General features: G+C 62.5%; 20 protein-coding genes. 13 read left to right on the top strand and 7 right to left on the bottom strand.

Annotated features, from left to right (window positions below; all coding sequences use genetic code 11):
* Nucleotides 1–11: 11 nt before the first annotated feature.
* Entirely contained in the window at nucleotides 12–1793 is a 1782-nt protein-coding gene (locus QCL65_RS03300) for a protein-disulfide reductase DsbD (protein WP_407314857.1), read from the top strand.
* Nucleotides 1794–1817: 24 nt separating this feature from the next.
* Here the strand turns inward: QCL65_RS03300 and QCL65_RS03295 are convergent, their stop codons facing one another.
* Nucleotides 1818–2201, bottom strand: coding sequence for a hypothetical protein (locus QCL65_RS03295; RefSeq protein ID WP_407314855.1), 384 nt, complete (start codon nucleotides 2199–2201; stop codon nucleotides 1818–1820).
* A gap of 39 nt (nucleotides 2202–2240) precedes the next feature.
* On the opposite strand from QCL65_RS03295, the gene accB reads away from it, so the two are divergent.
* From accB to QCL65_RS03250, 9 genes are all read left to right on the top strand, one after another.
* The gene (gene accB, locus QCL65_RS03290) at nucleotides 2241–2690 is read left to right on the top strand and encodes an acetyl-CoA carboxylase biotin carboxyl carrier protein (protein WP_407314853.1); all 450 of its coding nucleotides are present in this window, start codon (nucleotides 2241–2243) and stop codon (nucleotides 2688–2690) included.
* A gap of 17 nt (nucleotides 2691–2707) precedes the next feature.
* Nucleotides 2708–4051 (top strand): acetyl-CoA carboxylase biotin carboxylase subunit, encoded by a 1344-nt coding sequence (gene accC, locus QCL65_RS03285; RefSeq protein ID WP_407314851.1) that lies wholly within the window; start codon nucleotides 2708–2710, stop codon nucleotides 4049–4051.
* A gap of 164 nt (nucleotides 4052–4215) precedes the next feature.
* Nucleotides 4216–5094, top strand: coding sequence for a 50S ribosomal protein L11 methyltransferase (gene prmA, locus QCL65_RS03280; RefSeq protein WP_407314849.1), 879 nt, complete (start codon nucleotides 4216–4218; stop codon nucleotides 5092–5094).
* Nucleotides 5095–5134: 40 nt separating this feature from the next.
* Complete coding sequence (locus tag QCL65_RS03275) at nucleotides 5135–6277, top strand: DUF3426 domain-containing protein (protein ID WP_407314847.1); 1143 nt, start codon at nucleotides 5135–5137, stop codon at nucleotides 6275–6277.
* Between the two features lie 143 nt (nucleotides 6278–6420).
* Nucleotides 6421–7431, top strand: a complete 1011-nt coding sequence (gene dusB, locus QCL65_RS03270; RefSeq protein WP_407314845.1) for a tRNA dihydrouridine synthase DusB — start codon at nucleotides 6421–6423, stop codon at nucleotides 7429–7431.
* On the top strand, nucleotides 7428–7748 hold the full coding sequence (gene fis, locus QCL65_RS03265) for a DNA-binding transcriptional regulator Fis (RefSeq protein WP_407314843.1): 321 nt from the start codon (nucleotides 7428–7430) through the stop codon (nucleotides 7746–7748). The genes dusB and fis overlap by 4 nt, the downstream gene beginning before the upstream one ends.
* 79 nt (nucleotides 7749–7827) lie before the next feature.
* A complete protein-coding gene (gene purH, locus QCL65_RS03260) occupies nucleotides 7828–9435 on the top strand; it encodes a bifunctional phosphoribosylaminoimidazolecarboxamide formyltransferase/IMP cyclohydrolase (protein ID WP_407314841.1) in 1608 nt (535 codons plus the stop codon).
* 92 nt (nucleotides 9436–9527) lie between these two features.
* Entirely contained in the window at nucleotides 9528–10814 is a 1287-nt protein-coding gene (gene purD / locus QCL65_RS03255) for a phosphoribosylamine--glycine ligase (protein ID WP_407314839.1), read from the top strand.
* Nucleotides 10815–10910: 96 nt separating this feature from the next.
* Complete coding sequence (locus QCL65_RS03250; protein ID WP_407314837.1) at nucleotides 10911–13664, top strand: response regulator; 2754 nt, start codon at nucleotides 10911–10913, stop codon at nucleotides 13662–13664.
* Here QCL65_RS03250 and QCL65_RS03245 read toward each other — a convergent pair.
* From QCL65_RS03245 to cobG, 6 genes are all read right to left on the bottom strand, one after another.
* Nucleotides 13661–14446, bottom strand: a complete 786-nt coding sequence (locus QCL65_RS03245) for a hypothetical protein (protein WP_407314835.1) — start codon at nucleotides 14444–14446, stop codon at nucleotides 13661–13663. The genes QCL65_RS03250 and QCL65_RS03245 overlap by 4 nt on opposite strands.
* A gap of 84 nt (nucleotides 14447–14530) precedes the next feature.
* Nucleotides 14531–15358, bottom strand: coding sequence for a hypothetical protein (locus tag QCL65_RS03240; RefSeq protein ID WP_407314833.1), 828 nt, complete (start codon nucleotides 15356–15358; stop codon nucleotides 14531–14533).
* A gap of 331 nt (nucleotides 15359–15689) precedes the next feature.
* Nucleotides 15690–17393, bottom strand: coding sequence for a precorrin-3B C(17)-methyltransferase (gene cobJ / locus QCL65_RS03235; protein ID WP_407314831.1), 1704 nt, complete (start codon nucleotides 17391–17393; stop codon nucleotides 15690–15692).
* Complete coding sequence (locus QCL65_RS03230) at nucleotides 17390–18124, bottom strand: precorrin-2 C(20)-methyltransferase (RefSeq protein WP_407314829.1); 735 nt, start codon at nucleotides 18122–18124, stop codon at nucleotides 17390–17392. Before QCL65_RS03230 ends, cobJ begins: the two co-directional genes overlap by 4 nt.
* On the bottom strand, nucleotides 18121–18747 hold the full coding sequence (locus tag QCL65_RS03225; RefSeq protein WP_407314827.1) for a precorrin-8X methylmutase: 627 nt from the start codon (nucleotides 18745–18747) through the stop codon (nucleotides 18121–18123). Before QCL65_RS03225 ends, QCL65_RS03230 begins: the two co-directional genes overlap by 4 nt.
* Nucleotides 18740–20083 (bottom strand): precorrin-3B synthase, encoded by a 1344-nt coding sequence (cobG, locus tag QCL65_RS03220; protein ID WP_407314825.1) that lies wholly within the window; start codon nucleotides 20081–20083, stop codon nucleotides 18740–18742. Before cobG ends, QCL65_RS03225 begins: the two co-directional genes overlap by 8 nt.
* A gap of 102 nt (nucleotides 20084–20185) precedes the next feature.
* Here cobG and cbiE point away from each other — a divergent pair, with 102 nt between their 5' ends.
* Genes cbiE through QCL65_RS03205 form a run of 3 tightly spaced genes read left to right on the top strand, consistent with a single transcriptional unit; the run spans nucleotide 20186 to nucleotide 23209 of the window.
* A complete protein-coding gene (cbiE, locus tag QCL65_RS03215; protein WP_407314823.1) occupies nucleotides 20186–21397 on the top strand; it encodes a precorrin-6y C5,15-methyltransferase (decarboxylating) subunit CbiE in 1212 nt (403 codons plus the stop codon).
* Nucleotides 21390–22487 (top strand): cobalt-precorrin-5B (C(1))-methyltransferase, encoded by a 1098-nt coding sequence (locus tag QCL65_RS03210; RefSeq protein ID WP_407314821.1) that lies wholly within the window; start codon nucleotides 21390–21392, stop codon nucleotides 22485–22487. The genes cbiE and QCL65_RS03210 overlap by 8 nt, the downstream gene beginning before the upstream one ends.
* Nucleotides 22484–23209 carry a cobalt-precorrin-6A reductase gene (locus tag QCL65_RS03205; RefSeq protein ID WP_407314819.1) on the top strand — a complete coding sequence of 242 codons (726 nt, stop codon included), beginning with the start codon at nucleotides 22484–22486 and terminating at the stop codon, nucleotides 23207–23209. The genes QCL65_RS03210 and QCL65_RS03205 overlap by 4 nt, the downstream gene beginning before the upstream one ends.
* Nucleotides 23210–23215 lie beyond the last annotated feature (6 nt).

Genomic DNA, 23215 nt, shown 5'->3' with positions numbered 1-23215 from the left:
TCGAGACTTCAATGCGCCGCCTACTTTTCCTCCTCTTATTAGCGTTCGCCTTGCCGGCCTTCAGCTCCGGCCTGCTGGACAGTCGACCCAGCTCAACCCTGGGGGCGTCGGCGCTCAATAATAGTAACGATTTTCTTCCAGTGCGTGAGGCGTTCCAGCTCAGCCTGGTGCAAGCCAACGAGCAAAACCTCACCTTGCGTTTCGTCGCCGCAGACGGCTATTACCTTTATCGTCACCGCCTGCAGTTCCACACCGAGCCTGCCGATATAGGCCTGGGCCAGGCACGCTTGCCAGAGGGCGAAAAAAAGCACGATGAGTTCTTCGGCGATGTTGAGGTCTATCACAACATACTCGACGTCGAAATCCCGCGCACAGCGGGTGACACGCGGGCATTCACCCTGGTCGTGACTTACCAGGGCTGCGCCGACAAAGGCCTGTGCTACCCGCCGGAAACCCAGCGCCTGGCCATCGACGGCAGCGGCGCACCAGCGGCAGATGCCGCCGCCATGGCCGCCAGCCCGGACACCACGGGTGGCTGGAACTGGCACGAGCTTCTGCTGTTTTTCCTCGCAGGCGTTGGCTTGACCTTTACCCCCTGCGTGCTGCCAATGCTGCCTATTTTGTCCGGGGTCGTGCTGCGCGGCCAGGTCGGTGGGCTGCGCGGCTTCAGTCTGTCCCTGGCCTACGTGCTCCCCATGGCGGCGTGCTTTGCTCTATTGGGTGCGCTGATGGGCCTGTTCGGCGCCGAACTCAACTTGCAGGCGCGCCTGCAATCGGCTTGGGTACTGGTGCCGTTCTCGTTGTTCTTCGTGGTGTTCGCCCTGGCCATGTTCGGTCTGTTCGAACTGAAACTCCCTCAAGCTCTCAGCGCTCGCCTCGACAAGCTCGCCGGCAACGCCAAAGGCGGTTCACTGTGGGGCGCAGCGGTGCTGGGGGTGGTCTCCAGCCTGTTGGTTTCGCCCTGCGTGTCCGCGCCATTAGCAGGCGCGCTGCTGTACATCAGCGCCAGCGGTGACGCCGTGGGCGGCGGCCTCAAACTCTTCATGCTCGGTTTGGGCATGGGCGCACCGCTGCTGTTGGTGGCCACCGGCGGCGCCGCCTGGCTGCCCAAAAGTGGCCCATGGCTGGTCACGGTCAAGAATGCCATTGGCGTATTACTGCTCGGCCTGGCCATTGGCTTGCTCAGCCGAGTGCTGCCAGGCCCGCTGACTTTACTCCTGATCGGGCTGCTTGCTGCGGGTGTCGCGCTGTTCATCGGCACCTTGCAGCTCGGGGAGAAAACCACCATCCAGCGTCTTGGCCAATTGCTGGGTTTGTTCTTGCTATTCTATGCAGGCTCCAACTGGTATGGCGCCCTCAAAGGCAACGACGACCCACTGCAACCCTTAGGCCATAGCGCGTCTGCCACTGTTAGTGTGCAGAGCCACGATGAAGCTTGGCAGACTATCAGTACCACCGCCGAACTAGACCGCCAGCTTGCCCAGGCACGCAGCTCTAGCCAACCGGTACTGCTGGTTTGGTATGCCGACTGGTGTATTAGTTGTAAGGTTATAGAGCGTGAGGTGCTCTCTGCGCCGACAGTCATAGAAAAGCTCAAAGGCTACAACCTGGTCCGCTTTGACGTTACGGCCAGCAATCCAGAGCAACGCGCCCTACTTGACCGCTACAAGCTATTCGGCCCACCGGCGCTGCTATTTTTTGACGCGGATGGCAACGAAGTCACCCAGGCGCGCGTGATTGGCGAAATAAACGCGGCTGACTTCGCCGCCAAGGTTCCCGCTATTTCCCGCTGACCCCGTCACCTACCTATGAGCCGGTTATGCCGGCCCATAGGGCCAACCATCGATGCCCGATGAAAACTTCTCACGAACATCGGGCATCGTGCGGTCTTTGCCCTTGAACTGGACAGTCACTCCCGGTTTCCGGCATAGTCGCCCCGCTATAAGCGAATATAGGCTCGAACAGAAGCGAAAAATGCCGACTAATCGGCTATTTTTGCGGTTACTCACCACCTGGCGCGTGACGCGAGAGCTCCGGTGAGCATCCCACTGTTCGATGTGCGGTTTTATGACCGGCACGATCGCGAACATTTCCGCCATTGCTTGGGCTGCACCGAAAGGCGTACCAAAGTGATCCGCGGCCTCGGCGCCAGCGTCCATCGGCTGGGCTAGAAGGCCGTCCTGGAAGCGCTTGGACAACAAGCTGAACGCCCCTGACCGACCCTTGGGAGTTGATGATTCATGGATATTCGTAAAGTTAAGAAGTTGATCGAATTGCTGGAAGAGTCTGGCATCGACGAGCTGGAAATTCGTGAAGGCGAAGAATCCGTACGGATCAGCCGCCACAGCAAGACCCCGGCCCAGCAGTACTATGCGCCTGCACCCATGGCCGCCCCTGCCGCTGCGGCCGCCGCCGCCCCTGCTGCCGAAGCACCCGCCGCCGCCCCCAAGCTGAACGGCACCGTTGCCCGTTCGCCCATGGTCGGTACGTTCTACCGCAAGTCGTCGCCCGCCGCTCCGGCGTTCGTCGAAGTCGGCCAGACCGTGAAGAAAGGCGACACCCTGTGCATCGTCGAAGCGATGAAAATGATGAACCACATCGAAGCTGAAACAAGCGGCGTGGTTGAATCGATCCTGGTAGAAGACGGTCAGCCGGTTGAGTACGACCAGCCGCTGTTCACCATCGTTTGACCAAGGGAGAGCCTGCGATGTTGGAAAAAGTCCTGATCGCCAACCGCGGCGAAATTGCCCTGCGGATCTTGCGCGCCTGTAAAGAAATGGGGATCAAGACGGTTGCCGTCTACTCCAAGGCCGACAAAGAACTCATGCACCTGGGCCTGGCGGACGAGTCCGTGTGCATCGGCCCGGCCCCGGCCAACCTGTCCTATCTGCATATTCCTGCGATCATTGCCGCCGCCGAAGTGACAGGCGCTACCGCCATTCACCCAGGCTATGGTTTTCTCGCGGAAAATGCCGACTTCGCTGAACAGGTCGAAAAGTCCGGTTTCGCCTTTATCGGCCCTAAAGCTGACACCATCCGCCTGATGGGCGACAAGGTTTCAGCCAAGGACGCCATGAAGAAAGCCGGCGTACCGACCGTGCCGGGCTCCGACGGCCCGTTGCCTGAAGACGAAGCCGAAGCCCTGCGCATTGGCCGTGAAGTCGGCTACCCGGTGATCATCAAGGCCGCCGGTGGCGGTGGTGGTCGCGGCATGCGCGTAGTGCACAAGGAAGAGGACCTGATCGCCTCGGCCAAACTGACCCGTACCGAAGCCGGTACTGCGTTTGGCAACCCCATGGTCTACCTCGAAAAATTCCTGACCAACCCACGCCACGTGGAAGTTCAGGTACTTTCCGACGGCCAGGGCCAAGCCATCCACCTGGGCGACCGTGACTGCTCGCTGCAGCGTCGTCACCAAAAGGTGCTGGAAGAAGCGCCGGCACCGGGCATCGACGAAACCGCCCGCCAGGAAGTCTTCGCTCGCTGCGTTAAAGCGTGCATCGAGATTGGTTACCGCGGCGCCGGTACGTTTGAGTTCCTCTACGAGAATGGCAGTTTCTACTTCATCGAGATGAACACCCGGGTACAGGTTGAGCACCCAGTGTCGGAGATGGTCACCGGCATCGACATCGTCAAAGAAATGCTCAGCATTGCCGCCGGCAACAAGCTGTCGATCACCCAGGACGACGTCGTCATTCGTGGCCATGCTCTGGAGTGCCGGATCAACGCCGAGGACCCGAAGAAATTCATCCCCAGCCCTGGTACCGTCAAGCACTTCCACGCCCCAGGCGGCAACGGCGTTCGCGTCGATTCGCACCTGTACAGCGGCTACACCGTGCCGCCGAACTACGATTCGTTGATCGGCAAGCTGATTACCTACGGCAAGGACCGCGACGAAGCGCTGGCGCGCATGCGCAATGCGCTGGATGAAATCGTCGTCGACGGCATCAAAACCAACATCCCGTTGCACCGCGACTTGGTGCGCGACGCTGGTTTCTGCGAAGGTGGGGTTAACATTCATTACCTGGAACACAAACTCGCCAACGAGTAAGTTACCCCCAGGTAACGTGAGCGCACCACCCAGACCCCGGCCCAAAGCCGGGGTCTTTGCGTCTAGGCCCCGTGGCGGCGCGCCTGACATTCGCGCCTACCTCGCGTAAACTGGCGCGCTTTCGCAGCCCTACGCTGCGCCCCAGATTTTTGAAGGTGTCCGCCATGCCCTGGCTGCAAGTCCGTCTGGCGATCAGCCCAGAACAAGCCGAAACTTATGAAGATGCACTGCTGGAAATCGGCGCTGTGTCGGTCACATTCATGGACGCCGAAGACCAACCTATCTTCGAGCCAGACCTGAACACCACCCCGCTGTGGTCGCATACTCACCTGCTGGCTTTGTTCGAAGCCGACACCCAAGCCGAGCCGGTGTTTGCCCACCTGCAACTGCTGACAGGCGCCCCGTTGCCCGAGCACCACGCCGAAGTGATTGCCGACCAAGACTGGGAGCGCAGCTGGATGGACAACTTCCACCCTATGCGCTTCGGTGAACGCCTGTGGATCGTCCCCAGCTGGCACGCCGCGCCCGAGCCCAATGCAGTGAACTTGCTGCTAGACCCGGGCCTGGCTTTCGGCACGGGCACCCACCCCACCACCGCCCTCTGCTTGGAATGGCTCGACAGCCAACCCTTGGCCGGCTGCCAGGTGCTGGATTTCGGCTGCGGCTCGGGCATTCTGGCCATTGCCGCCCTGCTGCTGGGCGCACAGCTCGCGGTGGGCACCGACATCGACGTGCAGGCGCTGGAAGCTTCCCGCGACAATGCCGGGCGCAACGGCATCGCTGACGAACGGTTTCCTTTGTACCTGCCTGAAAGCCTGCCACCGCTGCAAGCTGACGTATTGGTGGCTAATATCCTCGCCGGCCCACTGGTTAGCTTGGCGCCGCAGCTCTCGGGCCTGGTGAAAAGCGGGGGTCGCCTGGCGTTGTCCGGTATCCTCGCCGAACAGGGCGAAGAGGTCGCCGCCGCCTATGCCAAAGACTTCGAATTGGACCCCATCGCTAATCGCGACGGTTGGGTACGCATCAGTGGTCGGCGCCGCTGAGAGCGCCTAGAATAGCCGCCTGCATAATTCGGATGCGCGCATGACCGACAGTTTCGTCACCCAATGCCCCCACTGCCAGACCAGTTTCCGCGTCAGCTACAACCAGCTCAGCGTGGCACGTGGAGTGGTGCGCTGTGGCGCCTGTCTACAGGTGTTCAATGCCGCCCAACAGTTGCTCGAACAGAGCCGCACGGCTGATCAACCTGCGCGGCCTGCCAAGGCCATAGCGCCAGTGGAAACCCGCCCGGTGGCCGTCAGCCAACGTGAATGGGCGGCCACTGAACTCGACCTCGATGACCTACAGCGCCCGCCGCGGGCCGACACCCTGAGCGCCAGCCGTGAGGAAGAACCCTCCGACACCCTGACCTTCACCGATAGCCTGTCCAGCCGCACGGCCGACGAACCGGCCGGCGATGATGAGCGCAGCGAGCCCATACCTGCCCTACTCGAGCGCGAGCCGCCCCTGGCCGACCCTGACGCGGCAGGCGACCGTACAGAGCCCTCACTGAAATTAAGCACCGTTGGCGTTCACGACAAGGGCCACGACAGCCTGCTGATCGAACATGATGACGAGCCTGTTGCCCCCCGCGACAACCGGGGGCGCAACGGCGAACGCAGCGAACCGTCCCTGCAGCACGACGACTCGCTACACGATCTGGCCGACGATCCCCTGCAACTGGCTTGGGAAAAGAACCACACCCCCTGGGGTAAGCGCTTGCTCTGGTCTTTGCTGGCCGTCGTCGCCGCCATCGCCTTGGCAGGCCAGTATGTGGCCTACAATTTTGCCGAGCTGGCCCGCCAGGATGCCTATCGTCCGTGGCTTCAACAGTTATGCCCGCAAATAGGCTGCACGGTGCCATCGAAGGTCGATATCGCACTGATCAAGAGCAGCAACCTGGTGGTGCGCAGCCACCCCGAGTTCGCTGGAGCCTTGGTGGTAGACGCGATCATTTACAACCGGGCGACGTTTTCGCAGCCGTTTCCGTTGCTGGAACTGCGCTTCGCCGACCTCAATGGTGGGCTGATCGCCAGCCGGCGCTTCAAACCCAGTGAGTACCTGGCCGGCGACCTGGCGGGCCAAGCCGAAATGCCACCGCAGACCCCTATTCACATTGCCCTGGACATCCTTGACCCAGGGCCCAAGGCGGTCAACTACAGCCTGAGCTTCCGCTCCCCGGAATAGCCAGGTACTACTGCCCGCTCGAGCCGACTGCCGATAACTGTTCAGATTTTATCCAAATCTATCTTTATCCAGTCATCGAGAGCGGGTATTATGCCAACCCTTTTTCGAACTCTCATGATCCGGCCCCACAACAGGGAACACCTATGTCGGCGGTACGCATCGGCCCGTATACATTGAACAATGGCTTGATCCTGGCCCCCATGGCCGGGGTCACCGACCAGCCGTTTCGACAACTATGCCGACGAATGGGCGCGGGCCTCGTCGTGTCGGAAATGGTCACGAGCGACATGAGTTTGTGGAACAGCCGCAAGTCACGTTTGCGCATGTTGCATGCAGGCGATCCCGAGCCACGCTCGGTGCAGATCGCCGGCGGCGACGCGCAGATGCTGGCGGCCGCAGCCCGGGCCAATGTCGAGCTGGGGGCGCAGATCATCGACATCAACATGGGCTGCCCAGCCAAAAAGGTATGTAACAAAGCGGCTGGGTCTGCGCTGCTCAAAGATGAGGCACTGGTCAGCGAAATACTCGATGCAGTGGTGGCGGCGGTGGACGTACCGGTCACCCTGAAGATTCGTACCGGCTGGGACCGTTCCAACAAGAATGGCATCAGCGTTGCACGCATCGCCGAGCAAGCCGGTATAGCCGCCCTGGCGGTGCATGGGCGCACACGCGCCGACCTGTACACCGGCGAAGCCGAGTACGACACCATCGCTGCCATCAAGCAGGCCGTGTCGATACCCGTTTTCGCCAACGGCGACATCGATTCGCCAGAAAAGGCCCGGTACGTGCTACAGGCTACCGGTGCCGACGGCCTTCTGATCGGTCGGGCCGCTCAAGGGCGGCCTTGGATCTTTCGCGAGGTCGAGCATTACCTGCGCACCGGAGAGCTGATGCCGGCGCCAACGCTGCACGAAGTAGAAAGTTTGTTGCTGGAGCACCTTGCCGCTCTACATGTTTTTTATGGTGAGGTCATGGGCGTGAGAATCGCCCGTAAGCACGTTGGCTGGTACTTAGCCACCCTGCCGGGCGCCAGGGAATTTCGCTCCCAGTTCAATCGTCTGGACGACACCCAGACACAATGCGCCAGCGTTCGCGAGTTTTTCAGCGAGCGAAACAAGAGCCTGACAAGGGACGGAGAATGGGTGGCCGCATGACGATGATGACCGAGACTTTAGTGAGTGGAACAACGCCTGTGAGCGACAACGTCAATTTGAAACAACACCTGAACACGCCCAGCGAAGAAGGTCAGACCCTTCGTGGCAGTGTCGAGAAGGCGTTGCACAACTATTTCGCTCACCTCGAAGGTGCGTCCGTCACCGACGTGTACAACCTGGTGCTGTCCGAAGTGGAGGCGCCACTGCTCGAAAGCGTGATGAACTACGTCAAGGGCAACCAGACCAAGGCCAGTGAAATGCTCGGCCTGAATCGCGGAACCCTGCGCAAGAAACTCAAGCAATACGACCTGCTGTAACCCAGCATTCAAAGCAAAAAGGCGGCCTCGCACGGTTCGCCTTTTTTGTTGACTACTCTGCTGTCAGATGGAAATCGAGATGACCGACCAGACTACTCGCCTGCCGATCCGCCGCGCCTTGATCAGCGTTTCCGATAAAACCGGGATCCTTGAATTTGCCCGTGAGCTGGAGCACCTCGGCGTCGAGATCCTCTCAACCGGTGGCACCTTCAAACTGCTCTCGGACAACGGCGTCGCTGCCGTCGAAGTCGCCGATTACACCGGCTTCGCCGAAATGATGGATGGCCGGGTGAAAACCCTGCACCCGAAAATCCACGGCGGCATCCTCGGCCGTCGCGGCGTTGACGACGCCATCATGCAAGAGCACGGTATCCAGCCGATCGACCTGGTCGCGGTCAACCTCTACCCCTTCCAAGCCACCGTGGCCAAGCCTGGCTGCGACCTGCCGACAGCCATCGAGAACATCGACATCGGCGGCCCGACCATGGTGCGCTCGGCGGCAAAAAACCATAAAGACGTCGCCATTGTGGTGAACGCCAGCGACTACAGCCAAGTACTGGCCAGCCTCAAGGCTGGCGGCCTGACCTACGCTGAGCGCTTTGACCTGATGCTCAAGGCCTTCGAGCACACCAGCGCCTACGACGGCATGATCGCCAACTACTTCGGCACCGTGAACCAAGCCAGCGAGACCTTGAGCACTGAGGCCCGCGGCGAGTTCCCGCGCACTTTCAATAGCCAGTTCATCAAGGCTCAAGAAATGCGTTACGGCGAGAACCCTCACCAGAAAGCGGCTTTTTACGTAGAAGCGAACCCGGCCGAGGTGGGGATTGCCACCGCCAAGCAGTTGCAGGGTAAAGAGCTGTCCTACAACAATGTGGCCGACACCGACGCCGCCCTGGAATGCGTCAAGAGCTTCGTCAAGCCGGCCTGTGTGATCGTCAAACATGCCAACCCTTGCGGGGTAGCCGTCTGCCCGGATGACGAAGGCGGTATTCGGCAGGCCTACGAACTGGCCTATGCCACTGACAGCGAGTCGGCCTTCGGCGGCATCATCGCCTTCAACCGCGAACTGGACGCCGCAACGGCCAAGGCTATCGTCGAGCGCCAATTCGTTGAAGTGATCATCGCGCCAAGCGTCAGCGCCGAAGCCCAGGCGGTCATCGCCGCCAAGGCCAACGTGCGCCTACTGACCTGCGGCCAGTGGTCAGCCGAGCGCAGCAATGCCTGGGATTACAAGCGTGTCAATGGCGGCTTGCTGGTACAAAGCCGTGACATCGGCATGATCAGCTCAGACGACCTAAAAATCGTCACCCAGCGGGCTCCGAGCGAACAAGAGGTTCATGACCTGATTTTCGCCTGGAAAGTGGCGAAATTCGTCAAATCCAATGCCATCGTCTACGCCCGCAATCGCCAGACCATCGGCGTAGGCGCCGGGCAGATGAGCCGGGTCAACTCCGCACGCATTGCCGCCATCAAGGCAGAGCACGCCGGGTTGGCCGTACAGGGCGCCGTAATGGCGTCGGACGCGTTCTTCCCGTTCCGCGACGGCATCGACAACGCGGCCAAGGTGGGTATCACGGCAGTGATCCAACCCGGCGGGTCGATGCGCGATGCCGAAGTCATTGCTGCCGCTGATGAAGCGGGCATCGCGATGGTCTTCACCGGCATGCGCCATTTCAGGCACTGACATTCGGCGGCGAGCCTCGCGCTAACAACCGGCACTGGCCGTGCGTAGCGCAGCGTTCGCCGATTAATCGTTTTGCTGCAAAGGACACCTCAATGAACGTTTTGATCATCGGCAGTGGCGGGCGCGAACATGCCCTGGCCTGGAAGGTTGCCCAAGACCCCCGGGTGCAGAAAGTCTTCGTTGCCCCAGGCAATGCCGGCACCGCCACCGAAGGCAAGTGCGAGAACGTCGATATCGACGTCTTGGCCCTGGATGCCCTGGCCGATTTCGCTGAGCAGAATGTCGCGCTGACCATCGTCGGCCCGGAAGTGCCGCTGGTTGCCGGTGTCGTCGACCTGTTTCGTGCCCGCGGCCTGGACTGCTTCGGCCCCACGGCAGGCGCTGCACAACTGGAAGGCTCGAAAGCCTTTACCAAGGACTTCCTGGCTCGGCACCAGATCCCCACTGCCAACTACCAGAACTTCACTGAAATCGAACCGGCCCTGGCCTACTTGCGTGAGCAAGGCGCACCGATCGTGATCAAGGCCGACGGCCTGGCCGCCGGTAAAGGCGTGATCGTTGCAATGACCCTGGAAGAAGCCGAAGCGGCCGTACGCGACATGCTCGCCGGCAACGCCTTTGGCGATGCCGGGTCACGGGTAGTCATCGAAGAGTTTCTCGACGGTGAGGAAGCCAGCTTTATCGTCATGGTAGACGGCAAAAACGTTCTGCCGATGGCCACCAGCCAAGACCACAAACGCGTCGGCGACGGTGACAGCGGCCCCAATACCGGGGGCATGGGCGCTTACTCCCCCGCACCGGTGGTGACCGCCGAAGTGCATCAGCGGGTAATGGACCAAGTCATTTGGCCCACCGTCCGGGGCATGGCCGAAGAAGGTAACGTTTACACCGGATTTCTCTACGCCGGTTTGATGATCGATTGCGCGGGTAACCCGAAAGTCATCGAGTTCAACTGCCGCTTTGGTGACCCAGAAACCCAACCGGTGATGCTGCGCCTGCAATCGAGCCTGATCCTGCTCATTGAGGCCGCGTTCGCCGAGGCCTTGGATAAAGTCGAAGCCCAATGGGACCCTCGCCCGAGCCTGGGTGTAGTGATCGCCGCCGGTGGCTACCCGGGCGACTATGCCAAGGGTGATGTCATTGGCGGCCTGGACCGCGCCGCCGCCCTGCCTGGCAAGGTGTTTCACGCCGGTACAGCACTGCACAACGGTAATATCGTCACGTCCGGCGGGCGCGTTGTTTGCGCCACGGCATTGGGTGACACCGTGGGCGAAGCGCAACAGGCCGCCTATGCACTGGCCGCTCAAGTCGGCTGGAACGCCAGCTTCTACCGCACGGATATCGGCTATCGCGCAATCGCTCGGGAACGCGGCGAGTAATTCCGTCGCCGGTCAAGGGCCGTTCAGCCCTTGACCATACGCGTACGGGCCCGTGCGTGGTTATACTCAGGCATTCACCTATGAAGGGATTTCGCCTTGCGCTGGCTCAGGACTGCCATTGGATTGACCGTCGGCCTGCTGACCCTGCTCTGCGTGCTGAACACGCAGGCTGACGTCGGCAGCGGTTGGTCAATGCTGCTCGATGAACGGGCCAGCTTGCAGTTGGGCGATGTCCGTGCCGAACGCGTGCAGAATGAGTTCGCCCCGGTTCAACTCGATCAGATCGACGCCGCCGGGCCGGGTCAGGCCTTATGGCTGCACTACCATCTACGCCCGGGGATGCACGAGCAATTGCTGCGCATCTTCGCTCCAGACTTGGCAGCGCTCGACCTCTATGTGTTCGACGGCGACTTGCTGATCAAACAGTTGCGCAGCGGCAAGGGCGCCCTGGCCCACGACCTGCCGCACCCCAGCAGCGATCAACTACTCACCTTACCGTTCAGCCAGCGCCCGCTGGACGTCTATGTGCGCCTGATATCCGAACATCAGATGCGCCCTAGCATCGTCATGGAAGCGGCCGCGCAGGCCGCCGCCGACCAGCGTCAGCCGCTGTTGTTCGGCCTGCTGTTCGGCTGCATGGTGATGCTCATCTTTCATAACCTGGCGCGCTACCCCCGCGTCCGCTCCAGCACCAGCCTATGGCTCGCCGCCTCACAAGCGTTGATCCTCGCCGCAGCGCTGATTCTGCTCAACCTGACCGGGCCTTGGGTCAGTCTCTGGCCGTCGGCGCGAACGCCTGCGGCCTACCTGGTACTGCTGCTGGCGATCATCTGCTCCCTGATGTTCACCCTGCGGTTTTTTGCGCCGCGCCGGCATGCCCCGACCCAACGCTTGTTGGTCGCCGAGATCGTGGCAATGGCCGTGGTCTGCCTGCTCGTAGTATTCGATCAGGACATGCCGCTGAACCTGCTGACCTACAGCATGATCGCCCTCGCGGGCCTGACCCTGCTGAGCATCTCGGCTTGGCACTGGCAGCGCGGCTACCCGCCAGCACGGCTATTCACCCAAGCTTTATTGATCTGCAACATTGGTTGCCTGATCGTTCTGCCCGCCATGCTAGGCCTGACCCGTGTGCCATCGCAGTGGCTGATCTTCGGTCTTCTGGGCTTCGCCGCAGTCACCGCACTGATACTCAACATAGCCCTCAGCGAACGCCTGCGGTTGATCAGCGAGGGGCATTTCAGCGCCAGCCGTGAGCAGGCGGCCAATAACGCTGAAGCCAACGCCAAAGCGGAGTTTCTGGCCAAACTCAGCCATGAAATCCGCACCCCCATGAACGGCGTACTGGGCATGACCGAGCTGCTGCTCGGCACCCCGCTTTCAGTCAAGCAACGCGATTACGTGCAGACCATCCACAGCGCTGGTAACGAACTGCTAGGGCTAATCAACGAAATTCTCGACATTTCCCGCATAGAATCCGGGCAAATCGAGCTCGATGACGTGCAGTTCGACCTCAACGCCCTGATCGAAGACTGCCTGAACATTTTCCGCGCCAAGGCCGAGCAGAAGAACGTCGAGCTGATCAGCTTCACCCAGCCTCAGGTGCCGCAAGTGATCAGCGGTGACCCTACCCGCCTGCGGCAGGCGATCCTCAGCCTGCTGGAAAATGCCCTGAAGAAAACCGACCAGGGCGAGGTGTTGCTGGCGGTGGCCATCGACAATCGCAACGGCGAGCAACGCTTGCGCATTGCCGTGCAGGACAGCGGCGAACCGATCCCCATGGAGGATCGAGATGCGCTACTGCACGCCGAGCTGCACGGCAAGAACCTGCCATTGGGCAATCGCCTCGGCGGGCACTTGGGCCTGGTCATTGCCCGGCAACTGATCATGCTGATGAACGGTGAGTTTGGCATCAAGAGTGGCCCGGAACAGGGCAGCACGCTCTGGTTGACCCTACCATTACCGCCGCAAAGCCTGATGCAAACGGTCTCGGACCTCGATGGGCCGCTCAAGGGCGCGCGCGTTTTGGTGGTCGACGATAACGAAACATGCCGCAAGGTACTGGTCCAGCAGTGCAGCGCCTGGGGCTTGACCGTCAGTGCCGCGCCTTCCGGCAAAGAGGCGCTGGCCTTGCTGCGGACCAAGGCGCACCTGCGTGACTACTTCGATATCGTGCTGCTGGATCAAAACATGCCCGGCATGACCGGTATGCAACTGGCCGCCAAGATCAAAGAAGACCCCAGCCTGAACCACGACATTCTACTGATCATGCTCACCGGCATCAGTAACGCCCCCAGCAAGATTATCGCGCGCAATGCCGGCATCAAGCGAATCCTGGCCAAACCGGTGGCCGGCTATACACTCAAGACCACTTTGGCTGAAGAGCTCGCCCAGCGGGCCAAGGGCGAGGTGTTTCTGCCGCCCCCGTCGACCCAAGCTGCCAAGAACGTACCAGGTAATTTCCGCATATTGGTCGCCGAAGACAACACCATCTCGACCAAAGTCATCCGCGGGATGCTCGGCAAGCTCAACCTCTCACCAGACACTGCCAGCAACGGCGAAGAAGCGCTGCAAGCGATGAAGGCGCAGCGCTATGACCTGGTGCTGATGGATTGCGAGATGCCGATCCTCGACGGTTTTTCCGCCACCCAGCAACTGCGCGCCTGGGAGGTCAGCCACCAACGCGTGCGCACGCCAGTCGTGGCGCTGACGGCGCACATCATGAGCGAGCACAAGGAACGGGCCCGGCAGGCCGGTATGGACGGCCACATGGCCAAGCCGGTGGAGTTGTCCCAGCTACGCGAACTGATCGAACATTGGTCCGCGCAACGCCCCAAAGCACTGGGTTAGTCCAGGGGGAACAGGTCTAGGCTGCTGAGCATTTGCCGCTCAACGCTCTGTCGAACACGTTCACGATACTCATCGAAGAATCGAGTCTGAAAGGTGATGTTCTGCATCCGTTCCTGGGACTGGACGATATCCAGGCCATGGCGCCAGAACGAAGTATCGGCTGCGCCGGGGCGCCTGATAAAGTCCCGGTGGTAGATTCGCACGTCCACCTGGCCTGGGCCGATCAACCGGCAGGGCATGACCTGAAAGGCGCTGAACTCACGCACGGTGCACTGCCGCTCGAATGTCGCCAGCTTTGCGGCATTGCTTTTCAGGCGTTGCAAAGCGGTGACGGCCAGGCCGGCGGTCTGCTTGCCGAACGCCTTTTCGATGCCGCGCTCTGCGGCGTCGCCGGCCTGGTCCACCGCCGCATCAGGGGCCACCGTCTCGGGCCCGCCATTGGCAGCGAAACCATAAAATCGCAGCGACCGCGTGTAGTTTTCATACCAATCCAGATTGAGAGTGTTCTCGAACTCACTCCACACTTTGTTCTGGATATGCAGGCAGATAAGAAAGATATCTTCGCGGTCTTGTTCACTCAGGTCGGTGCCTATGGCGATCACGCTACTGCGCGCAGTGCCGGCAATTGCCTGTGCCTGGCTACTGCGTAAAAACTCGCTCAAACGTTGCAAGTCGCCGGACGAGTGGTGAAACAGTCGGGCCGGCCCCTGGGGGGGCTCTGCCGAATCGAGGTAATCCAGCACTTCCTGCCGGGTAGGTAGATCAGATTTGAACGTGGGCATCTTTTTAGCTTCCTTGGCGTGGGCGGTGTCTCTATTCGCTGAATCGTGGGGGCTCGGCACAGCGCCGCCCGCCCACGGCAATCGTCAAATAGGGAACTGCTCGATGGCCCCCAGCATGTGGTCGGTCAAGGCCTCCTGGATGCGCTCGCGGACCCTGCCATAGTTCCTGGCGCTGAACTCGATCTTGGCCATGCCACTGCACAGTTGCACACTGCTCAGGTCCCATTCGAAGCACAGCACTTGCCCCGGCGCCTTCTTGCGTTCGAATGCCATAAAGCTGATGACCACCGCCACATTGGAGTCCCCTGCCTGAACGCAACTGCCCACCGCAAACTGGTGAGCGTCATTGCCCTCGGTGCTTCGCTGGAACAGCCGCTTGGGCGCACCGTCCTTGGACTGCAGAGTTTTCAGGGCGCTGGTGGCAACGCTCAGCATCATTACCGAGGTGGCTGCTGGCAAGGCCGCCGCCAGCAGCGAGGTTTCCAGAATCTTGAGGGCCACATCGGCAATGGTCGCCTTGGTGTCGGTGGTTTCATAGCGGTTGTAGGCCGTCCCAGTGGCCAGCCAACCAAAACTTCTCATGACCTTCAAAAAGAAATGAAACCACTCTTCGCCTTGGGTTTTGTCGGGAAACTTTTTCGTTGCCGCCAACGAGGCATACAGAAAAATATCGTTGACGTCCTCTCGTGCCTGTTGGCTCATACCGGCGACGAAGCTCAGCACTACATTATTGACCACCGCTGCGCCGGCCTGGCTTGCGTCAATGGCCGCAGCCTGCGGTGCTGCACCGAAGAGGCCGAGTACCCTGCTGTGGGCCTGCTCGACTAAGGCGTGCTCATGGGGTTCAGGCAACTCGTAAAGGTCGATACAGGCCAGCATCTGATCGATTTCGTGTTCGGCGAGGTCTTGCATGCCAAAAATCCTTTTTTGGAGAAATAAAATAGCTGCAGGCTTGCCCCACAGCCGGGTGTTCTAGGCCAGCACGGGTTGCCAGCCGGGTGAACCTTAGGCCGTGCCTGCTTGCGACTCAACCGGCAGGCCTTCACCGGGTAGGCGCCGCCCAGCCCGCCCTGCTGCCCCGGCGATCATCCACTGAGTGGCGCAAGTCTTTGATTCGTCGAAGTTTTAACGAATGGGCGGGAGAGATAGCACGGCCGCAGCCGGCTTCATAAAACGGCGGCGAGCCTTACCTCACCGCTATCGAGGCAAAGCCTGATGGGACTTGCCGTATCGGCCTACAAGCTTAGGGTTTTTCCCCGTACCAGCGCGGGGTGTAAACCCACTCAGCACCATCAGACCGGGCAAAACGGCGGGTCAGCGATGAGCCCACCAGCACCATGGTACGCATGTCCACCTGATCAGGGGTCAGCTCACCCAGGGTGGTCACCCGCAGAGTTTGCCCCGGCCGCCCGATGTCTCGCCCCAGCACCACCGGAGTTTGCGGCAACCGGTGCTGGCCGACGATCTCCAACGCGCGGCCCAGCTGCCAGGGCCGTGCCTTGGAGATCGGGTTGTAGAAGGCCAGCGCCAGGTCGGCTTGAGCCGCCAGGTCGAGGCGTTTTTCGATAATGGACCAAGGCTTGAGGTTGTCGGATAACGACAGCACACAGAAATCATGCCCCAGCGGCGCGCCTGCCTGAGCAGCCGTGGCCAGGCTAGCCGATACCCCTGGCAGCATCTCCAGCTCGACGGTTTGCCAGCTGCGCTGATCAGACTCGTGCAAAGCTTCCAGCACCGCCGCCGCCATGGCGAATACGCCCGGGTCGCCGGAGGACACCACCACCACCGAACGACCTTCGGCGGCCAGCTCGAAGGCGTGTCGAGCACGCTGCATTTCTTCGCGATTGTCCGTGCAGTGCAGGGTTTGGTCGGGGCGGAATGGGCCGGCCATGCGCACGTAGGTCTCATAGCCCAGCACATCAGTAGCACGGGCCAGCTCGGCTTTGACGGCCGGCACCATGAGTTCTGCCGCGCCCGGCCCCAGCCCGATGACCGCCAAGCGCCCCCGGGCACGCCCAATGGCGGCCGGTTGCAGGGGTTGTGCCGCGACCGCGATGGCCAAGCCCGGCCCCGCCGAAGTCACACTCACGGCGTGTGCCAGGGCTTGCGCCGCCATTGCCGAGGGCGAGGCCGCCGCAGGCACAAAGCGCAGCGGCACGTTCAGCTCCCGCGCGGCTTGGTGCAGGTCAGCGGCGGCCATTTCGTGTTCGGCCGCCACCAGGCAGGCGAGCGAGGCATCCGCTACGTGTGCGTCAAGCAAGGCCGCACGCACACGCTCAATCAACCCTGGGGTACCGGCCTCGACGGCCAGCAAGACGTTACGCGGGTAGATCAGCAGCTCGCTGGCCGCGGCAGGACGGCGGCGATGATCGATATGGATGCTCAGGGTTGCGTCGGCCGCCTCGCGCAGGCTCGCACTGGCCAACCAGGGCGCCTGACCCTCGATACGCACGGCCTGGCCCGCCAGCAGGTCGGAGACAAAACGTTTGCCCTGCTCCAGGTCTGCCAGCGCATAGCCGCTGGGCGGGTCGAGCAGGCACGTGCCGAAGCGCAGTTCGCCACTGGTGGTGATCGCGGCGGTTACCTGCAACTCGGTGGCCAGCTCGCGGGCGATCCGGTTGACCCCGCCCAGCCCACCCAGCAACGGCACCACGGCGCTACCGTCTTCAGCCACGGCCAGTACCGGCGGCTCTGCGCCTTTTTCCAGTAACACCGAAGCCAAGGTGCGAATCACGATACCGGCGGCGCACAAGGCAATGATGGGCCGGCCCTGGCGATACAGCTCGCGCAGGTGCTCGCCGAAATCAACGTAGGTCAGCGTCGCTTGCGTGACGCGACCCGCCAGGCCATGCACCTCTGCTCCGGGGTACATCGCCTGGATACGCTGGGCGGTGTTCAAGCTGCCGTTTCCCAGAATGACGATAGCGGTCAGCGCTGCCGTGCTCATCCTTGCCACCGTTCGCCAGGCACGATGATCAAAGAAAAATACGGTGAGGACATCGGGTCAACTTGGTCCAGGGCAACGATACGCTGGTTCGTCATGGTCGCGCGCTCCACATACAGGGCACGCTCAGCCAAGCCTAACTCGCCCAGCACGGCGCGGACTTTATGGAAATTACGCCCCAGTTTCATAATCACGGCCGCATCGGCGGCGCCCAGGCGCTGTTTCAGGTCATCGCTGGAGAGCACGCCAGACAGCACCGACAGGCTCTGATTGCGATACACCAACGGCACGCCCAGTACCGAGGCGCCGCCCAGCATCGAGCACACCCCGGGTATCACTTCGGCGCTGTAGCGCTCGGCCAGGCGGTCGTGCAGGTACATGTAGGAGCCATAAAAGAACGGGTCGCCCTCGCAGATCACCGCGACATCGCGCCCAGCGTCCAAGTGCGCACTGACCTGCACGCTGGCTTCGTCGTAAAAATCGCTGATGACCTGTTCATAAGACAACGGCGCCGGCAGCGCTTCGGTGGTCACGGGATACACCAGGGGCAGCAGAGTCTGCGCAGTTTGCAGATGGCCTTCAATGATGCCAAAGGCGTTACCTTTTTTGCCCTTGGCGACAAAGTACGCCACCACCGGCGATTCGCGCAGCAAGCGCAGCGCTTTGACGGTAATCAGTTCTGGGTCGCCCGGCCCGACACCCAGGCCTAGCAAACGACCGGGAGCTTGCATCATTCGACCTCCGTGGCCAAGGCATTGACCGCCGCCGCTGCCATCGCACTGCCGCCACGGCGGCCCTGGACGATGACAAAGGGCACACCACGGCTGTCAGCCGCCAGCATCGCCTTGGACTCGGCGGCGCCAACGAACCCCACCGGAAAACCGAGGATCAGCGCCGGTTTCGGCGCCCCGGCGTCGATCATTTCCAACAGGTAGAACAACGCCGTTGGCGCGTTGCCAATCACCACCACCGAGCCCTCCAGATGCGGCCGCCACAACTCCAACGCAGCCGCCGAACGGGTGTTGCCCAAGGCTTTTGCCAGGCCGGGCACGCGCTCGTCTTTCAGGGTGCAGATGACCGGGTTGTCGCCCAACAGACGCGCGCGGGTGATGCCCTCGGCGACCATCCGCGCATCGCACAGAATCGGCGCGCCTTTGGCCAAGGCCTCGCGCCCGGCCTTGCCGGCGCCGGGTGAAAAGCGTAAGTCTTCGACCACCTCGACCATGCCACAGGCGTGGATCACCCGCACCGCGAGTTTCTCCAAGTCGGCCGGGATGCCTTGCAGGTTCGCTTCGGCGCGGATAATGGCGAAGGAATTGCGATAGATCTCCTGACCATCGCGGATGTACTCAATCATGGGTGTCGCTCCGTGAGCAGTCGCCGAGCCAGGCGGCGGCTGCATCCAGTGAAAGGTAGCGCGCGCACAAGCGGCCGAAACCGGGCTGCGCGGGATCGCGAACATAAAGGTCGTAGCAGCCCGGGGCGGTGGCCAGTAACGTGGCCGGGGCTACGTGGGCGCACGCGCAGGAACGTTTGCAGCCCGTCAGGTGCACGCTCTGCGCCACTGCTCCTGGGCCCAGGAGCAAGGCCAGGGCCTGGGCATCGGCTTTGGTGTCGGCCAACCCCTTGGCACATCCGGCCGCGCCGGTACAGGCCACCAGCCGGGCCAGCGGCTCATCGGTAGAGACCAGCAAGCCCAAAGCGCGCAGGCCGTCCTGTACGGCCAATGCATCCGCCTGGGCGATGTTTGCCAGCAACACGCCTTGCCACGGCGTCATGCGCACGGTGCTATCGCCAAACTGGCGGGCCAATGCCGCAACACCGCGCAGCATAGCGGGCGTCAGCCGCCCCAGCGGCGCCTGTGCCGCCACGAAAGTCAGGTTTGGCGCCGATTGGTTATGAATGCCCAGTACCGGTGTCAGCGCGGGCTGCCGGTGGAGCTCGATGGGTTCAATGGGCAGGCCCAAGCCAGCGACGAACGCCTCTGCGCCCCCAGGTAATCTTGCCAGCAGGTGGCGCATGCGGCTTTCTTCCGGGCCAGCCAAAGCGAGAAACCGCTCAAGCACCGCCAGCACCAGGTTGTGGCCCTGGGCCAAAGTCACACTGCCCAACGCTCGGGCGCCCGCCGGGCAGCCCGCCAGGCCAAAGGCCAAACGCACCTGGCCACTGACCCTCTGCGGGGATAGCCACAGGTCGTGGTGGTGTTCGAGCATGGCCAAGCCTTCCCCGCCATCCAACTGCAGGGCAAATTTAGCCGATAAACCATGCAAGTGGCTGTTCTGTTCCAGGCTGGCCAACACCTCGGCTGCCAGGGTGCGAGTATCGAACAACTGCTGGGGGTCGATACCGGCACTGGGGCTGAGCAACACATTGCGCACATCGTCGGCGCCCGCGTTGCGGGGGCCCAGGCCCGCGGCCAACAGCCCGGCGATCAATGCCTCGGCGTCCGGCCCCACCCCGCGGATCTGCAGGTTAGCCCGGTTAGTCGCCTCGATGACGCCACTGGCATAGCGCTCGGCCGCAGCGGCAACCGCCTCGGCCTGCTCGGCCCGTAACACCCCGCCGGCCAGCTTCACGCGGCAGATACCGCCGTCCAACGCCGCGACGATACGCAACAACCCCGGGCAAGCCGAGGGGCGTAGCGCAGCAGGTGGGTGGGCCGTTAAAGGCTCGTGCAAAGGGTCACCGGACAATTGTGAAAAGACACTTCAGTGGAGAAGGCGCGGTATTATGCCTGCTTTGTCCGAGTGCATGAAAAGCCTGCCCGTCGGAATCGCTTTGTATGAGGAACATTCATGTCGCCTTGGCTAACAGTTGTCGGAATTGGCGAAGACGGTTTCACCGGTCTGGGCAAGTCGGCGCGCCGCGCGCTATTGAGTGCCCAACGGGTGTTCGGCAGCCCTCGGCAACTGCAACTGCTGCCCCATTGCGTGCGCGCCGAACAGCAGCCCTGGCCCAGCCCCTTCAGCCTGGACACACTGTTGCAAAACCGGCATCAGCCTACCTGCGTGCTGGCCAGCGGCGACCCAATGTTTTTCGGGGTGGGCGCAAGCCTGGCCAACGTGCTGCCCAGCGAAGAAATGCGCGTGCTGTCGGCCCCTTCTTCGGTGTCGTTGGCCGCCGCGCGGCTGGGCTGGCCGCTGCAAGAGGTGACCGTGCTATCGATCGTCGCGCGGCCGTTGGCAGCGCTCAACGCGCACCTGGCCAGCGGCGTGCGCCTGCTGGTGTTGAGCAACGACGGCAGCAGCCCCGCCGCCATCGCGCAGCTGCTCTGCCAACGTGGCTTCGGCCCAAGCCACCTGACGGTGCTGGAACATCTGGGTGGCAGCGCCGAGCAACGCATCGACAGCCTGGCGCAACACTGGACAACCACCCGCAGCGCCGACCTCAACCTGGTCGCCATCGACTGCCGCGCCGCCCTGCAGACCCCGCCCCTGTCGCGCCTGGCAGGCTTGCCTGACACCGCCTACCAGCATGATGGCCAGTTGACCAAGCGCGACGTGCGCGCCGTCACCCTGGCGCGGTTAGCCCCACAGCCGGGGGAATTGCTGTGGGACGTCGGCGCGGGCTGCGGCTCGATTGGCATCGAATGGATGCGCGCCCACCCCAGCTGCCGGGCCCTGGCCATTGAGGCCGAACCCAGCCGCCAGGCGCTGATCGAGCTCAACCGCGACACCCTGGGTGTACCCGGCTTGCAATTGATCCGCGCCAGAGCCCCCGAAGCCCTGGCCACCCTGGAGGCCCCCGACGCCATCTTCATTGGCGGCGGGGTGACCCGCGAAGGCGTGCTGCAAGCATGCTGGGAACGGCTCAAGCCCGGCGGTCGGCTGGTGGCCAACGCGGTCACCCTGCAAAGCGAACGGGCCCTGACCGACTGGCGAGAACGCCATGGCGGTGACCTGACCCGCCTGCACATTGCCCACGCGCAACCCCTGGGCGAATTCGACACCTGGCGCCAGGCCCTGCCCATCACCCTGCTCGAGGTGAGCAAAAGCCTCGATGCGTGACGAAACCCCCGAACAGCCCGCGCCCCTGCGCAGCGGCTTGACCACCGGCAGCTGCGCCACCGCCACCAGCCTCGCCGCCGCACGCTTGCTGTTGTGCGGCGCGGTGGAGGACGCCGCCGACATCGTTCTGCCCAAAGGGCGTACGGTGAGCATGCGCCTGGAATACTGCCGCCTGTTGGAACAGGGCGCCGAAGCGGGGATTATCAAAGATGCCGGGGACGATCCGGACGTCACCCACGGGGCCCTGCTGTACACCCAGGTACGCTTGAGCGCTGAACCCGGCGTGCGTTTTTTCGCCGGGCAAGGCGTTGGCACCGTCACCCGCCCCGGCTTGGTCCTGGGGGTCGGCGAACCGGCGATCAACCCCGTACCACGGCGCATGATGCTCGAACACTTAACCCGGCTGGCTGGCGAATGCAGCTACTCAGGCGGTTTCGAGGTGACGGTCAATGTTCGCGACGGTGCCAGCCTGGCCCTGAAGACCATGAACCCGCGCCTGGGCATTCTCGGCGGCCTGTCGATCCTGGGCACCAGCGGCATCGTCCGGCCGTTCTCTTGCGCCGCTTACATTGCCTCGATCCAACAAGGTATCGACGTGGCCAGCACCAATGGCTATCGCCACCTGGCCGCCTGCACCGGCAATGCCAGCGAGGACACCATGCGCCGGGTCTACGGGCTACCGGAAATAGCCCTGATCGAAATGGGCGATTTCGTCGGCGCGGTCCTCAAGCACGTGCGCAAGGTGCCCGTGGCCAAACTCAGCCTGTGCGGCGGCTTCGGCAAAATCAGCAAACTTGCCGCAGGCCATATGGACTTGCACAGCCGCCATTCCAGTATCAACCTGGCGCAGCTGGCGGATTGGGCCGACGCCCTGGGTGCCGACACGACCCTGCGCCAGGCTATCCTGGGTGCCAATACCAGCCAGCAAGCCTTGGCCCTGGCCCATGGCCAAGGCGTTATGCTGGGCAATGCGGTGTGCCAACACGCCTGGGCGTTCGCTCGCAGCATCGTCCCGGCCCAGGTTGAGGTAGAAGTGTTCGCCATCGACCGCCAGGGTGCAATCGTGGGTCAGGCCGGAGTGCAGCGATGAAAAAAATCCTGTTGCTGGGGGGCGTCAGCGAGGCATTGGCGATCGCTCGCACCTTAGGGCCGGAGCATACCTACAGCCTGGCCGGAGTCGGCAGGGTGCCTACCGACCTTACCTGCCAGGTGCGCGTGGGCGGTTATGGCGGCACTGTGGGGCTGGCCGCCTACCTGCAGGCCGAGGCCGTCAGCCTGCTGATTGACGCGACACACCCCTACGCCGCGCAAATCAGCGCCCATGCAGTGGCCGCCAGCAAGCTGGCGGGCATTCCCTGCTGGGCCCTGCGGCGCCCGGCCTGGCAGGCGCAAGCGGGCGATGACTGGCGTGAAGTCGCCGACTGGGCCGAGCTGCGCCAGGCGCTCGAAGGGTTCCGGCGGCCCCTGTTTACCCTGGGCCGCGAGCCCATGCAGCATTTACAGGAGATCCCGGCTCAGCAGTTCTGGACCCTGCGCGCGCTCACCGACTACCCTGCCAATGCGCGGTGCCAGGTGATCGCGGCGCGCGGCCCGTTCCACCTCGACGACGAACGCGCTCTGTTCGACCACCAACGCATCGACGTATTGGTCAGCAAGAACAGCGGCAGCGCAGGCACCGAGCCCAAACTTCAGGTCGCCCGAGAACGCGGTATACCCGTGTTGATCCTTCGGCGCCCGCGACTACCCGACGCCGACCGCACCTTCAGCGATGCTGCTGCCTTGCGCGACGCCCTGCACCCCCCATTATGGTGAATGCCT

The organism is Pseudomonas sp. nanlin1 (genome assembly GCF_045571515.1).
Classification (GTDB): Bacteria; Pseudomonadota; Gammaproteobacteria; order Pseudomonadales; family Pseudomonadaceae; genus Aquipseudomonas.
Note: the sequence above shows the minus strand (reverse complement) of the source record. Positions and strands in the feature narration are given on the sequence as shown.

Bases quoted from the DNA above. Each gene is read 5' to 3' on its own strand.
- QCL65_RS03240 (WP_407314833.1), bottom strand. From the start codon at position 15,358: ATGCAAGACCTCGCCGAACACGAAATCGATCAGATGCTGGCCTGTATC.
- QCL65_RS03275 (WP_407314847.1), top strand. From the start codon at position 5,135: ATGACCGACAGTTTCGTCACCCAATGCCCCCACTGCCAGACCAGTTTC.
- cobJ (WP_407314831.1), bottom strand. From the start codon at position 17,393: ATGAGCACGGCAGCGCTGACCGCTATCGTCATTCTGGGAAACGGCAGC.
- cbiE (WP_407314823.1), top strand. From the start codon at position 20,186: ATGTCGCCTTGGCTAACAGTTGTCGGAATTGGCGAAGACGGTTTCACC.
- fis (WP_407314843.1), top strand. From the start codon at position 7,428: ATGACGATGATGACCGAGACTTTAGTGAGTGGAACAACGCCTGTGAGC.
- prmA (WP_407314849.1), top strand. From the start codon at position 4,216: ATGCCCTGGCTGCAAGTCCGTCTGGCGATCAGCCCAGAACAAGCCGAA.
- accC (WP_407314851.1), top strand. From the start codon at position 2,708: ATGTTGGAAAAAGTCCTGATCGCCAACCGCGGCGAAATTGCCCTGCGG.
- QCL65_RS03230 (WP_407314829.1), bottom strand. From the start codon at position 18,124: ATGATGCAAGCTCCCGGTCGTTTGCTAGGCCTGGGTGTCGGGCCGGGC.
- QCL65_RS03245 (WP_407314835.1), bottom strand. From the start codon at position 14,446: ATGCCCACGTTCAAATCTGATCTACCTACCCGGCAGGAAGTGCTGGAT.
- QCL65_RS03225 (WP_407314827.1), bottom strand. From the start codon at position 18,747: ATGATTGAGTACATCCGCGATGGTCAGGAGATCTATCGCAATTCCTTC.
- QCL65_RS03210 (WP_407314821.1), top strand. From the start codon at position 21,390: ATGCGTGACGAAACCCCCGAACAGCCCGCGCCCCTGCGCAGCGGCTTG.
- QCL65_RS03300 (WP_407314857.1), top strand. From the start codon at position 12: ATGCGCCGCCTACTTTTCCTCCTCTTATTAGCGTTCGCCTTGCCGGCC.
- purD (WP_407314839.1), top strand. From the start codon at position 9,528: ATGAACGTTTTGATCATCGGCAGTGGCGGGCGCGAACATGCCCTGGCC.
- purH (WP_407314841.1), top strand. From the start codon at position 7,828: ATGACCGACCAGACTACTCGCCTGCCGATCCGCCGCGCCTTGATCAGC.
- accB (WP_407314853.1), top strand. From the start codon at position 2,241: ATGGATATTCGTAAAGTTAAGAAGTTGATCGAATTGCTGGAAGAGTCT.
- QCL65_RS03205 (WP_407314819.1), top strand. From the start codon at position 22,484: ATGAAAAAAATCCTGTTGCTGGGGGGCGTCAGCGAGGCATTGGCGATC.
- dusB (WP_407314845.1), top strand. From the start codon at position 6,421: ATGTCGGCGGTACGCATCGGCCCGTATACATTGAACAATGGCTTGATC.